The 13,554-nt window shown below is 69.7% G+C and carries 8 protein-coding genes and 1 pseudogene; 3 read left to right on the top strand and 6 right to left on the bottom strand.

The genetic code is table 11. The features are described from left to right. Positions 1-9 precede the first annotated feature (9 nt). The 6 genes and pseudogenes from sulP to ACZ6ZQ_RS25780 all read right to left on the bottom strand — a co-directional run. A pseudogene (sulP, locus tag ACZ6ZQ_RS25805) lies at positions 10-2,595 on the bottom strand (sulfate permease); the annotation flags it as partial. Continuing rightward, positions 2,492-3,514, bottom strand: coding sequence for a polyphosphate kinase 2 family protein (locus ACZ6ZQ_RS25800; protein ID WP_469770882.1), 1,023 nt, complete (start codon positions 3,512-3,514; stop codon positions 2,492-2,494). The pseudogene sulP and the gene ACZ6ZQ_RS25800, both read right to left, overlap by 104 nt. Before the next feature lie 713 nt (positions 3,515-4,227). Beyond that, positions 4,228-5,145, bottom strand: coding sequence for a Yip1 family protein (locus ACZ6ZQ_RS25795; protein ID WP_469770881.1), 918 nt, complete (start codon positions 5,143-5,145; stop codon positions 4,228-4,230). Positions 5,146-5,248: 103 nt separating this feature from the next. Next, on the bottom strand, positions 5,249-6,397 hold the full coding sequence (locus ACZ6ZQ_RS25790) for an FG-GAP repeat domain-containing protein (RefSeq protein WP_469770880.1): 1,149 nt from the start codon (positions 6,395-6,397) through the stop codon (positions 5,249-5,251). A 203-nt stretch (positions 6,398-6,600) separates the two neighbouring features. Continuing rightward, on the bottom strand, positions 6,601-8,871 hold the full coding sequence (locus ACZ6ZQ_RS25785; RefSeq protein WP_469770879.1) for a (Fe-S)-binding protein: 2,271 nt from the start codon (positions 8,869-8,871) through the stop codon (positions 6,601-6,603). Positions 8,872-8,952: 81 nt separating this feature from the next. Next, positions 8,953-9,483 carry a sugar transferase gene (locus tag ACZ6ZQ_RS25780; RefSeq protein WP_469770878.1) on the bottom strand — a complete coding sequence of 177 codons (531 nt, stop codon included), beginning with the start codon at positions 9,481-9,483 and terminating at the stop codon, positions 8,953-8,955. Positions 9,484-9,839: 356 nt separating this feature from the next. Between ACZ6ZQ_RS25780 and dnaK the strand changes: the two genes are divergently transcribed. Genes dnaK through dnaJ form a run of 3 tightly spaced genes read left to right on the top strand, consistent with a single transcriptional unit; the run spans position 9,840 to position 13,552 of the window. Further along, a complete protein-coding gene (dnaK, locus tag ACZ6ZQ_RS25775) occupies positions 9,840-11,693 on the top strand; it encodes a molecular chaperone DnaK (protein WP_469770877.1) in 1,854 nt (617 codons plus the stop codon). Next, positions 11,693-12,346, top strand: a complete 654-nt coding sequence (gene grpE, locus ACZ6ZQ_RS25770; RefSeq protein WP_469770876.1) for a nucleotide exchange factor GrpE — start codon at positions 11,693-11,695, stop codon at positions 12,344-12,346. Before dnaK ends, grpE begins: the two co-directional genes overlap by 1 nt. A gap of 30 nt (positions 12,347-12,376) precedes the next feature. Further along, positions 12,377-13,552, top strand: a complete 1,176-nt coding sequence (gene dnaJ / locus ACZ6ZQ_RS25765; protein ID WP_469770875.1) for a molecular chaperone DnaJ — start codon at positions 12,377-12,379, stop codon at positions 13,550-13,552. The last annotated feature ends 2 nt before the right edge of the window (positions 13,553-13,554 follow it).

Here is a 13,554-nt window from a genome sequence, read left to right as displayed (position 1 = left end):
CGAAGCGTTCTAGCTGGTGCCGGGGGCCCCGTCGGCCGGGTGCCTGCCGCCGTCCCCGTTCTCGTCCCCGTCCCCGTTCTCCCGGCACCATGCGTGGTACGCGGCCACCGCCGTCGGCAGGGTGGGAAAGATCCGGTCCTCGCCCACGGACCGGATGAGTCCGTACGCGTCCAGTTCGTCGCGCAGGTCCTGTTTGACGCGCGCCATGGCGAATTCGATGCCGCGGCCGGTCAGTTCCCGTCGCAGTGCGTCCAGCGCGTCCAGCGCGGTGATGTCCACCTCCACGTTGGCCTCCGCGTTGAGGACGAACCACCTGACGGGGCCCTTCTGCTCGGCCACCTCGGCCACCTCGGCCAGGGCTCGGCGCCTGAAGTCCTCCGCGTTGGCGAAGAACAGCGGGGAGTCGTAGCGGTAGACCAGCAGTCCGGGGACGATCCGCGCCTGCGGGTAGTCGTCCACGTCGTGCATGCCGGCCAGGCCGGGCACCAGCCCCTGGACGGCGTCGTGCGGTCGCGCCACCCTGCTCAGCAGCTCGACGACGGACAGGCCCACGGCCACGAGCACGCCGTAGAGGATGTCCAGGACGAGGACCCCCAGGAGACAGCCGAGGGCCAGCAGGAGTTCTCTGCGCCGGAAGGAGGCCAGCCGGCGGAAGCCCGCCAGGTCGATCATCCGTACGGCGGCGTAGACGACGAGTGCGCCCAGTACGGCCGTGGGTGTGCTCTTGAGCAGTGGGCTGAGGAACAGGAGCACCGCCACTACGGCGGTGCCCGCGACGAGCGTGTACCCCTGGGTGTGTGCTCCGGCCGACTGGGCGAGCGCGGTCCGGCTGGCGCTGCTGCTCACCGGGAACCCCTGCAGCGTGCCGGCACCGAGGTTCGCGGCGCCCAGGGCGAGGAGTTCCTGGTTCGCGTCCAGGCGCGGCCCGCCGTCGTCGGTGCCGAAGGCACGCGCGGTGAGGATGAAGTCGGTGTAGCCGACGAGCAGGACACCGACCGCGGGCAGCAGCAACTGGGGCAGGTCGACCAGTGCCGGGAACTCCGGGCCCGGCAGCCCGGCCGGGATCTTCCCGATCACCGGGAGGCCGCGGTCCTCCAGGCCGAACGCCGCCACCACCGCCGTACCGAGAACGACGGCCAGCAGCGGACCGGGGACGGCGCGGGGAAGGCGGGCCGCCAGGAAGAGGAAGAGCACGGCCGCGAGGCTGAAGATCACCGTCGCCGCATGTGCCTTGCCCAGGTTCCCCAGGAAGGACAGCAGTTGTGGGAAGAAGCCGGAGCCCTCCGTCGGGACACCGGTGAGCTTGGTCAGCTGGTCGACGATCATGATCAGTGCGACGCCGGCGAGATAGCCGATCAGAATGGGCCGCGAGAGCAGATCGGCCACGAAGCCGAGCCGCGCGGCCCACGCCACCAGGCACATCAGGCCGACCGCGACGGCGAGCGCCGATGCGAGGACGGCGTACCGCGCGGGATCACCCCCGGCGAGCGGCCCCACCACCGTGGCGGTCATCAGCGCGGTCGTCGATTCGGGGCCGACCGACAGCAGCCGTGACGAGCCGAGGAAGGCGTAGAGCACGATGGCCGGCAGGATCGCCCACAGCCCCACCACCGGCGGCAGACCGGCGACGCTCGCGTACGCCATGACCTGCGGCACGAGGTAGGTCGCGACGGTGACCCCGGCCACGAGGTCGCCGCGCAGCCAGTCACGCCGGTATCCCTTGAGGACGACGAGGCCCGGCGCACGGGGCAGGGCAAAGCGACGGGTCACCCTGTGCCCCTCGACCGGCGGGCGAGGAGCTTGCCCAGCTCCCACAGCACCAGGAGCACGACGGCGGACAGCAGCGCCCAGCCGAACTGGCGAGCGTTGATCTCGGTCGTCCCGAGGATGCGGCGGAACCCGTCCATCTGGGTCACGGCCACCGCGAGCACGAACTGTCCCACCGCCACCCAGTTCATCTGCTTGCTGTCGAAGGTGGACGTCGTCAGCACTGAATCCGTCTCGCTGCGGCATTCGAAAGCGGCCACGATCAGACAGAGCGCGAAGGCCGTGAACGCGATCGACTGACCGACCCCGGTGCTGCCGAAGTGGGCCTGACCGAGCTCGACCGCCGCGGCCATGAGGACGATCTGCATGGAGCTGCGGTACTGATTCAGGAACCGGCGCGAGGCCGGAGTCCGTTTCTCCTCGGGCAGTGCGTTCGGGCCGTGCGCGGCGAGGAGTTCGGCGGCCCGTGCCGTGGGGAGGCCGACCGCCGGATCCACGCCGAATGCCGCCACGACCTCCTCGGGAGAACGGGCGTACCAGCCGTCCTCCGGAGCTGTGGGCCGCTCTCCCCCGGCGTCTGACTGCACCGTCATCGTCGTGCCTCCGATCCGGTCCGGCCGGTCTCGGTCTGGCCGGTCTGGCCGGTCCGACCGGGGCGACCTGGCCGAGCCGCGCTGCCGTCGGGTCTGCGCCGGTCCGTCGGCCCCCGCCGGTCCGCCGGGTCCTAGCCGCGCTTCTTCTTCGCCGGCCGACCGGCGCCGTGTGCGCGCGTGCCACCCGCCGGCATGTCTCTCCCGGCCCTGGCGGCCGCCGGATGCCGGGAGGCATACGGGTCGGCCGGGGCCCCTGCGGGGGCCTCCTGCTCCAGCTCCCGCTTGGCTGTGAGCAGATCCCTCCGGGTCTCCTCCCCGACCTCGGGGTACTGGGGGTCGATGTCCATCAGGGTGTGCGCGAGCACCGCCGCCGCGCATACCCGCGCGAACCACTTCCGGTCCGCCGGCACGACGTACCAGGGCGCCCACTTCGTACTGGTTGCCGACAACATCTCGGAGAACGCGTGCTGGTAGTCGTCCCACCGGCGCCGCTCCCGGACGTCGGCCGCGGAGAACTTCCAGTTCTTCTCCGGCAGGTCGATCCGCTTCATGAAGCGGGTGCGCTGCTCCTCCTTGGAGAGGTTCAGGAAGATCTTCACCACCTTGAACCCGTTGTCCGTGAGGTAGCGCTCCCAGTTGTTGATCTCCCGGTAGCGGCGGTCCCATACGTCCGGCCCGCGCGCGTCGTCCGGCAGCTTCTGCCGGACGAGGTTCTCGGAGTGCACACGCACCACGAGAACCTCCTCGTAGTGCGAGCGGTTGAAGATGGCGATCTCTCCGCGCGCGGGGAGCCGGCGGGCGTAACGCCACAGGTAGTCGTGGTCGAGTTCCTCGTTGGAGGGCACCTTGAAGCTGCTGACCCGCACGCCCTGGGGATTGACGCCGCTCATGACGTGGCGGATCGTCCCGTCCTTGCCCCCGGCGTCGAGCGCCTGGAGACAGAGCAGTACGCCGTATGTGTCCTGGGCGGCCAGCCGTTCCTGGTACTCGGCCAGGAGGGACACCCCGGTCCGCAGCAGCTCGACCGCGTCGCGCTTCTTCAGGCCGGCCTTGTAGCGGGGATCGAAGTCCCGGCCGAGGTTCACCGTCGAGCCCGGTTTCACCCGCAGTGGCCTGATGAACTCCGTGATGCGTTCGGCTCGTTCGTCCGCCATCACCGATCAGCCCTTCTCTCCGGTCACGGTGAGCCCCGCGCCTCCCGGGCCCTCACCACCGTCGCGGACGCGCGGCAGGCGGCGTCGTCGAGCACCGTCCGGGCCCGGCGCTCGACCAGGTCGGGACGCAGGCTCTGACCTCGGAGTGGACGCAGGCTCTGACCTCGGAGTGGACGCAGGCCCTGACCCCGGAGTGGACACAGGCCCTGACCCCGGAGTGAGGGAACGAGCCGTACGCGGTCCAGACCGTCGCCTCGACGATGGCGGCCCGGGGGCATGCGGCTCTCAGCCGCGCATCGTCGGCCGTCATGGCCGTGCCGGTTCGGCATCCGGGGCTCCGTTCGGGAATGTCACAGACTGCATGGCCCACGACCTCCAGACCCCGGAACCTCGGAGCACGCCGTCGCCTGAGAGCGAGTCCGCCACGCCCATTCTCCGGCCGATGGGTCAAGATCGCCCCTGGGCCTCTCACGCCGGCGCTCAATCTGCGAGCGAGCGCCGGCAGGTGTGCGTCGTGCCCTGGAAACCGGGTTTCCAGCGGTTGCCGGTTACTGGTTGCCGGTTGCGCTGCCCGCGGTTCGCCGACGCGCGACGCCGAGCATGCCCCTCTCCCGATCGTCCCGAGAGTTTCGGGACGCAGCCCCGTGCGCGTGGAACACGCATATGAAAAAGGGCCCCAGCCTTGCGGCGGGGCCCTTCCGTCGTTCTCCGGCTCAGATCGTGCCGAGCTTGATGATCGACAGCAGCGCGATCAGCTGGAGCGCCGACGCGCCCAGCGCCTTCGGCCACGGCAGGTCGTGCGACTTGCTCACCATCGACGTGAACAGCGCGCCCGCCGCCAGCCAGGTCAGCCAGCCCACCACCTGCACCAGCGAGTTCTCGCCGCCCAGGAAGAGGGCGAAGAGCAGCCGCGGGGCGTCCGTGAGGGACATGATCAGCATGGAGAGGCCGACGGTCGGCTGCCAGGCGCCGTCGCCGCCGAGCTGGCGGGCCAGGGTGTGGGTGACCGCGCCGAGGATCAGACTGCCGATGACGAAGGCCACGCCCGTGACGAGCACGGAGACGAGCGCGGTCGAGAACGGCGCGTTGATCGCCTCCTCGCGGGTCTGGTCGAAGCCGAAGATCGCGAGCAGGCCGTAGACGAACGTGACGACCAGCGCCGGACCCCAGACCGGGTAGTCCCGCATCTGCAGGAAAGTGGGGCCCGGGCGCAGCACGATGCCGCTCAGCAGCTCCTTCCAGTGCAGGCGCGGCCCCGCGGGCGCGGGAGCGGTGCCGGCGCGGTAGGTGGAGCCGCCGCCGTAGGGGTCCTCGTCGATGCTGAAGGCCTGGGTGTGACCGGGGTTGTTGGCGTACGGGTCACCGGGGCCGGGGCCGTACGGGGCGCCGCCCTGCGGTCCTTGGTGCTGCGGGTACGGGTCGCCGAAGTACTCCGGCTCGCCGTGGGGTTGCTGCTGCCCGCCGCCCGTCTGTGGCCACTGCTGCTGCGGTGGGTACGGGGGCGCGGCCTGGCCGCCTCCGTACTGGCCGTACTGTCCGTACGGCGGCGGAGGCGCTGCCTGCTGCGGTTGTTGTTGCGGGTGCGGGGTGCGGTTGTTGTCCCGGCCGCGTCCGATCCTGAATCCAGCCACGCATTCGAACGTACCCGTTCCCGCGGTGTCCGGTGTCCGGGGCCGGGGAAGACGGGGGCCTTTGCGGCCGACCTGTGACATCCCCTAGGGGAACCCTGGGGGGTCAGCCGGAGGCCGGCGCGAGGAAGATCGACGTGCTGAAGGTGATCAAGGGGTGGGTGCGGTCTCCGGACGCCGGGTAGACCGCGATGACGTCGGCGTTCTCGCCCCTGTGCGTGCGCGTCACGACATCCGCGCGCTTGTCGCCGTCGAAGTCCGCGTACCGGAGGAGCTCGGTGACGGCGGCGGCCTCGCCGGCCGGGAGCGGGGGCGCGGGCGGCAGGCTGACGGCCCGGAATCGGTACGTACCGCCGGGGCGGCCGGGGCCGTCCGGGCCGCCCAGCAGCAGCTTGCCCCTGGCCGCCGTGCCGGGGGTGAGGGGGCGGGTGGAGTGGACGAGGTCGTCGTAGCCGTCGCCGTTCGGGTCGGCGTCGGGGGCGGGCGCGGCGAGTACGGGGCCGGCGCCCGGGACCGGGGGCTCAGCGGCGCGCGGGGAGCCGGCGCGGGTGAAGGGGCCGCGCAGATAGCTGACCTGGCCGCCGCTCGCGGTGACCGCCAGGTCCTCGGCGCCGTCGCCGTCGTAGTCGCCGCACACGGGGTGGTCGGGCCATTCGTTGCCGTACCGCGCCTGCTCCGGGATGCGGAGGACGACCGCCTTGCCGCCGAGGCCGGCCGGGCCGCCGAAGAGCAGCTGGAGGGGGACGGGCGGGCGCCCGATGCCGTTGTACGGGGGGTCCGTGGCCACGATCAGGTCGCTGAAGCCGTCCTTGTCGAGGTCGCAGGAGGTCGCGGCGTCGAAGGCGGAGGGGAGTGTGCCGGTGACGCGGGCGCCGTTCGCGCGGGGGGTGAGGAGGCGGCGTACCGAGGGGGTCGGGACGCCCTTGGCGGAGCCGTAGACGATTCCGATGCCCGCGTCGTCGTCGTGGCCCGCGCCAGGCGCCTTGACCAGGTCGTCGAGGACGAGATCGCGGTGGCCGTCGCCGTTGAAGTCGTCCGGGACGCGGCTGCCGTCACCGTGCGGCACAGGGAGGGCCGGCGGGGCGGCCTTGCCCGCGAGGGAGGAGACGCCGGGAGCGGTCGTCGTCCGCCCGGCGCCGTGCTCCCCCTGGGGCCCGCAGCCCGCCAGCGGCGCCAGCACCAGCGCGCCCACAGCGACCAGCGCGAAGCTGCGTATTCGAGGCACCACCGCGGCACACACCCCATCCGTATCCATCGGTATCCCGGGAACCAGCCGCCTCATCATGCTCCTGTCAGGCGCATGGGCCAATGGTTGCGCGGTGCGTAATGGCCCACGTGCTCGTAGCTTCGTGCAGGCAGAGCCGGTGACGACAGAACAGACGGGCCCGGTGATGACAGAAGCGGCCGGTCCTGCCCCCGAGGCAGATCCGGCCGCTCACTGGTTTTCTACGAAGACGACTACTTCACGGGTTCCGGTTCCGGAGCCGGCTCGGCCTCCGTGTCATCGGACCCCGGGTCCACGGGCGTCCTGACCGAGTCGAGCAGCAGCTGCGCCACGTCCACGACCTGGAGCGACTCCTTCGCCTTGCCCTCGCCCTTCTTCCCGTTGACCGAGTCGGAGAGCATGACGAGGCAGAACGGGCAGGCGGTGGAGACGATGTCCGGGTTCAGGGACAGCGCCTCGTCCACGCGCTCGGTGTTGATGCGCTTGCCGATCCGCTCTTCCATCCACATCCGCGCACCACCGGCGCCGCAGCAGAAGCCGCGCTCCTTGTGGCGGTGCATCTCCTGCTGGCGCAGGCCGGGGACCTTGTCCATGATCTCGCGCGGCGGCGTGTAGACCTTGTTGTGGCGGCCCAGGTAGCAGGGGTCGTGGTACGTGATCAGGCCCTCGACCGGCGTCACCGGGACGAGGCGGCCCTCGTCGATGAGGTGCTGGAGCAGCTGGGTGTGGTGGATGACCTCGTACTCGCCGCCCAGCTGCGGGTACTCGTTCGCGATGGTGTTGAAGCAGTGCGGGCAGGTCGCCACGATCTTCTTCGAAGCCTTCGGCTTCTTCGTCGACTCGTCCTCGTCGTCCTCGCCGAACGCCATGTTCAGCATCGCCACGTTCTCCTGGCCGAGCTGCTGGAACAGCGGCTCGTTGCCGAGGCGACGGGCGGAGTCACCGGTGCACTTCTCGTCGCCGCCCATGATCGCGAACTTGACGTCCGCCATGTGCAGCAGCTCCGCGAAGGCCTTGGTGGTCTTCTTGGCGCGGTCCTCCAGGGCGCCCGCGCAGCCGACCCAGTAGAGGTAGTCGACCTCGGACAGGTCCTCGACGTCCTTGCCGACGACCGGGACCTCGAAGTCGACCTCCTTGGTCCACTCCAGGCGCTGCTTCTTGGCCAGGCCCCAGGGGTTGCCCTTCTTCTCCAGGTTCTTGAGCATCGTGCCCGCCTCGGACGGGAAGGAGCTCTCGATCATCACCTGGTAGCGGCGCATGTCGACGATGTGGTCGATGTGCTCGATGTCGACCGGGCACTGCTCCACGCACGCACCGCAGGTGGTGCAGGACCACAGCACGTCCGGGTCGATGACGCCGTTCTCCTCGACCGTGCCGATCAGCGGGCGCTCGGCCTCGGCCAGAGCAGCAGCCGGGACGTCCTTCAGCTGCTCCTCGGACGCCTTCTCCTCGCCCTCCATCGTCTTGCCGCCGCCGGCCAGCAGGTACGGGGCCTTGGCGTGCGCGTGGTCGCGCAGCGACATGATGAGCAGCTTCGGGGAGAGCGGCTTCCCGGTGTTCCAGGCGGGGCACTGCGACTGGCAGCGGCCGCACTCCGTACACGTCGAGAAGTCGAGGATGCCCTTCCAGGAGAACTGCTCGACCTGGCTGACGCCGAAGACGTCGTCCTCGCCCGGGTCCTCGAAGTCGATCTCCTTGCCGCCGCTGGTCATCGGCTGGAGCGCGCCCAGAGCGGTGGAGCCGTCCGCGTTGCGCTTGAACCAGATGTTCGGGAAGCCGAGGAAGCGGTGCCAGGCCACACCCATGTTGGTGTTGAGCGAGACCGTGATCATCCAGATCAGCGACGTGCCGATCTTGATCATCGCGACGAAGTAGACCAGCGTCTGGAGGGTCGGGACGCTCAGCCCGTTGAAGGCCAGGACCAGCGGGTACGAGGCGAAGTACGCCGCCTCGTAGTGCTCCACGTGGTGGAGCGCGCCTTCCAGGCCGCGCAGTACGTAGATCGCCAGGCCGATGGTGAGGATGACGTACTCGACGAAGTACGCCTGCCAGGCCTTGGAGCCCGCGAACCGCGACTTGCGGCCGGCGCGCGAGGGCAGGTTCAGCAGCCGGATCGCCATCAGGACGACGATGCCGACGATCGTCATCACGCCGATGAACTCGATGTACATCTCGAACGGCAGGAAGCCGCCGATGATCGGCAGGGTCCAGTCGGCCTGGAAGAGCTGGCCGTACGCCTGTGCGAGCGTCGGGGGCAGCGTCAGGAAGCCGATGGCGACGAACCAGTGGGCGAAGCCCACGATCCCCCAGCGGTTCATCCGGGTGTGGCCGAGGAACTCCTTGACCAGGGTGACCGTGCGCGCCTTGGGACTGTCGGTCCGGCTGCCTGCGGGTACGGGCTGACCGAGCTTCACGAACCGGTAGATCTGCGCGACGGCTCGGGCGATGAGCGCAACGCCGACCACGGTCAGGACCAGCGACACGATGATCGCGGCGAGTTGCATTGGGGGCTCCTCGGGCCTGCGAGGTGGGGAATCAGCACTTACTAAGCGGTAACTTATTCAGTCCGTGCTGAGACTACCCACTTATTCCGCCGCACTGTAGCCAGGCGAGCGGTGATCTGCGTCGCTCAGGTCACCCTGACTGCGAGCCGGTCGCAGGGCTGGAATGGTACGCAGGAGAACGGCCAGATCCAGCCCGATCCAATAGTGCTCCACATAGTGCTGATCGAGCAGTTCGGACTCGTCCCACGGGAGCGTGGAATGGCGGCGGAGCTGTGCGGGGCCGGTGAGGCCGGGCTTGACGGTCTGCCGCCAGGGCCGTGCCGCGCGAGGGTCGTCGGGCGCCAGCGCCGCCGGGCCGACCAGGGACATCTCGCCCCGTACGACATGGGGCAGCCGGGACAGCAGATCCAGCCGGAGGCGGCGGGTGCGCAGTGAGCGGACCGTGAACGGGTAGCCGTGCTGTCCGGTCTTGAGTTCCCGTACGAACACGCCGCCGGGCCGGCGCTTCAGGGCCGTCGAGCAGGCCGCCGCGGCCAGCAGGGGTGCGGCGAGCATCAGCAGGGCGGTGCCGAGGGTCAGATCGAGAAGGCGCTTGGGCTGCACGGCGTGCACGGCTCTCACCTGACCGTTCTGTCGTTCTCTGTCGATATCTGCCGCGTCTGTGAACTTTTCGCGTGCTTTGTAGAACGATGGCACGGTGGGGGCGGGGGAGAGCGCAGGCCGCGCCGGGCAGGTGCCTCAGAGGCGGCGCACCATAGTTGAGTCGCCTTGACTCAGGTCTGTTGACTCGATGAGGTCTGTGATGCATCCTTGAGCGTGTCCCGCTCAGGTTTATCCCCGGAAGGCCGGGTGGGTGCCTCAGCCGCAATGTCTTTGCCGGCTGGGGTCCGGGTGCCGGCGGCGAAGTCGCCGATGTCACGGTCCCCGGGAAGTGCAGTTCTCAAGTCCAGCCCACTGGAGGAATCGAAATGGCACGTGCGGTCGGCATCGACCTGGGCACGACTAACTCCGTCGTCAGCGTTCTGGAGGGCGGTGAGCCCACCGTCATCACCAACGCCGAGGGCGCCAGGACCACGCCGTCCGTCGTCGCCTTCGCCAAGAACGGTGAGGTGCTCGTCGGAGAGGTCGCGAAGCGTCAGGCGGTCACCAACGTGGACCGGACCATCCGGTCCGTGAAGCGCCACATGGGTACGGACTGGAAGATCGAGCTGGACGGGAAGAACTTCAACCCGCAGCAGATCTCCGCGTTCATCCTGCAGAAGCTGAAGCGGGACGCCGAGTCGTACCTGGGTGAGAAGGTCACGGACGCGGTCATCACCGTCCCGGCGTACTTCAACGACTCCGAGCGTCAGGCCACCAAGGAGGCCGGCGAGATCGCGGGCCTCAACGTCCTGCGCATCGTCAACGAGCCGACGGCCGCCGCCCTGGCCTACGGCCTCGACAAGGACGACCAGACCATCCTCGTCTTCGACCTCGGTGGCGGTACCTTCGACGTCTCGCTGCTGGAGATCGGCGACGGTGTCGTCGAGGTGAAGGCCACCAACGGTGACAACCACCTCGGTGGTGACGACTGGGACCAGCGCGTCGTCGACTACCTGGTGAAGCAGTTCGCCAACGGTCACGGCGTCGACCTGTCCAAGGACAAGATGGCTCTCCAGCGTCTCCGCGAGGCCGCGGAGAAGGCGAAGATCGAGCTGTCGTCCTCGACCGAGACGACGATCAACCTTCCCTACATCACGGCGTCCGCCGAGGGCCCGCTGCACCTGGACGAGAAGCTCACGCGCGCCCAGTTCCAGCAGCTGACCGCCGACCTGCTGGAGCGCTGCAAGACGCCGTTCCACAACGTCATCAAGGACGCGGGCATCCAGCTCTCCGAGATCGACCACGTCGTTCTCGTCGGTGGTTCGACCCGTATGCCGGCCGTCGCCGAGCTCGTCAAGGAGCTGACCGGCGGCAAGGAGGCCAACAAGGGTGTGAACCCGGACGAGGTCGTCGCCATCGGCGCCACCCTCCAGGCCGGTGTCCTCAAGGGTGAGGTCAAGGACGTCCTGCTCCTCGACGTGACCCCGCTGTCCCTCGGTATCGAGACCAAGGGCGGCATCATGACCAAGCTCATCGAGCGCAACACCACGATCCCGACCAAGCGGTCCGAGATCTTCACGACGGCCGAGGACAACCAGCCGTCCGTGCAGATCCAGGTCTACCAGGGCGAGCGCGAGATCGCGGCGTACAACAAGAAGCTCGGCATGTTCGAGCTGACCGGCCTTCCGCCGGCCCCGCGCGGCGTCCCGCAGATCGAGGTCTCCTTCGACATCGACGCCAACGGCATCATGCACGTGACCGCGAAGGACCTGGGCACGGGCAAGGAGCAGAAGATGACCGTCACCGGCGGCTCTTCGCTCGCCAAGGACGAGGTCGACCGGATGCGCCAGGAGGCCGAGCAGTACGCGGAGGAGGACCACCGCCGCCGCGAGGCCGCCGAGACCCGCAACCAGGCCGAGCAGCTCGTCTACCAGACCGAGAAGTTCCTCAAGGACAACGAGGACAAGGTCCCGGGCGATGTCAAGACCGAGGTCGAGACGGCGGTGACCGAGCTCAAGGAGAAGCTGAAGGGCGAGGACACCGCGGAGATCCGTACCGCCACCGAGAAGGTCGCGGCCGTCTCCCAGAAGCTCGGCCAGGCCATGTACGCCGACGCGCAGGCCCAGCAGGCCGCGGGCGGTGCCGACGCACCGGGCGCCGGTGCCGGTGCGCAGGCCGAGGACGATGTCGTCGACGCCGAGATCGTCGACGACGAGAAGCCGAAGGGCGGCGCTGCCTGATGACGGAGGAGACCCCGGGCTTCGAGGAGAAGCCCGACGTCCCCTCCGGCGCCACTCCCGACGAAGCGGCGCAGGCCGCCTCCCCCTCCGTCGAGGAGGGGGCGGCCCCGGCCGGGGACGCAGCACAGACCGCAGCTCAGGCAGGCCTGACGGCCCAGCTGGACCAGGTCCGTACCGCGCTCAACGAGCGCACGATGGACCTCCAGCGGCTCCAGGCCGAGTACCAGAACTACCGTCGCCGCGTGGAGCGGGACCGGATCACGGTCAAGGAGATCGCCGTCGCGCAGCTCCTGACCGAGCTCCTGCCCGTCCTCGACGACATCGGCCGCGCCCGGGAGCACGGCGAACTGGTGGGCGGCTTCAAGTCGGTGGCCGAATCGCTGGAGACGGTCGCCGCCAAGATGGGCCTGCAGCAGTTCGGCAAGGAGGGCGAGCCCTTCGACCCGACGATCCACGAAGCCCTGATGCACTCGTACGCGCCGGACGTCACCGAGACGACCTGCGTCGCGATCCTGCAGCCGGGGTACCGGATCGGCGAGCGGACCATCCGCCCCGCCCGTGTCGCGGTGGCCGAGCCCCAGCCCGGGGCCCAGCCGAAGGACCAGGCGGAGCAGGCGCCGGACGAGGAGAGCGGTGGCCCGGACGAGGGCTGACGCAGTGACGTACCGGAAGGAGGGACGTCGATGAGCACGAAGGACTTCGTCGAGAAGGACTACTACAAGGTCCTCGGCGTCCCCAAGGACGCCACCGACGCGGAGATCAAGAAGGCGTACCGGAAGCTCGCCCGCGAGAACCACCCGGACGCCAACAAGGGCGACGCCAAGGCCGAGGAGCGCTTCAAGGAGATCTCCGAGGCCAACGACGTGCTCGGCGACCCCAAGCGGCGCAAGGAGTACGACGAGGCGCGTTCCCTCTTCGGCAACGGTGGCTTCCGGGCCGGGCCCGGCGCCGGCGGCAGCTTCAACTTCGACCTGGGTGACCTCTTCGGGGGCACCCAGGGCGGAGGGGGCGGTGCCGGCGGCTTCGGCGGCGGACTCGGGGATGTCTTCGGCGGGCTGTTCAACCGTGGTGCCGGTACCGGGACGCGTACGCAGCCGCGCCGTGGCCAGGACATCGAGTCCGAGGTGACGCTCAGCTTCACCGAGGCCGTCGACGGGGCCACGGTCCCGCTCCGGATGTCCAGCCAGCAGCCCTGCAAGGCCTGTTCGGGCACCGGCGACAAGAACGGCACACCGCGCGTGTGCCCGACCTGCGTCGGCACCGGCCAGGTCTCGCGCGGCGGCAGCGGCTCGTTCTCGCTGACCGACCCGTGCGTGGACTGCAAGGGCCGCGGGCTCATCGCCCAGGACCCCTGCGAGGTCTGCCACGGCAGTGGCCGCGCCAAGTCGTCCCGGACCATGCAGGTCCGCATCCCCGCGGGGGTGAGTGACGGCCAGCGGATCCGGCTGCGCGGCAAGGGCGCCCCGGGCGAGCGCGGCGGACCGGCCGGCGATCTCTACGTCGTGGTCCATGTCGACTCCCACCCGGTCTTCGGCCGCAGGGACGACAACCTCACCGTGACCGTGCCGGTCTCCTTCGCGGAGGCGGCGCTCGGCGGCGAGGTGAAGGTCCCGACGCTCGGTGGCCCCCCGGTCACGCTGAAACTGCCCGCCGGTACGCCGAACGGCCGTACGATGCGGGCCCGTGGCAAGGGTGCGGTCCGCAAGGACGGCACCCGCGGCGATCTGCTCATCACCGTGGAGGTGGCGGTGCCGAAGGACCTCGGGGACGAGGCCCGTGAGGCGCTGGAGGCCTACCGCAAGGTGACTGAGGGCGAGGATCCGCGGGCAGAACTGTTCCAGGCTGCGAAGGGAGCATGACG

It is taken from the genome of Streptomyces sp. NPDC053673 (genome assembly GCF_055585225.1).
This window is presented reverse-complemented; position numbering and strand designations above follow the sequence as displayed.

Bases quoted from the DNA above. Each gene is read 5' to 3' on its own strand.
- ACZ6ZQ_RS25800 (WP_469770882.1), bottom strand. From the start codon at position 3,514: ATGGCGGACGAACGAGCCGAACGCATCACGGAGTTCATCAGGCCACTG.
- ACZ6ZQ_RS25785 (WP_469770879.1), bottom strand. From the start codon at position 8,871: ATGCAACTCGCCGCGATCATCGTGTCGCTGGTCCTGACCGTGGTCGGC.
- grpE (WP_469770876.1), top strand. From the start codon at position 11,693: ATGACGGAGGAGACCCCGGGCTTCGAGGAGAAGCCCGACGTCCCCTCC.
- ACZ6ZQ_RS25790 (WP_469770880.1), bottom strand. From the start codon at position 6,397: ATGGATACGGATGGGGTGTGTGCCGCGGTGGTGCCTCGAATACGCAGC.
- dnaK (WP_469770877.1), top strand. From the start codon at position 9,840: ATGGCACGTGCGGTCGGCATCGACCTGGGCACGACTAACTCCGTCGTC.
- dnaJ (WP_469770875.1), top strand. From the start codon at position 12,377: ATGAGCACGAAGGACTTCGTCGAGAAGGACTACTACAAGGTCCTCGGC.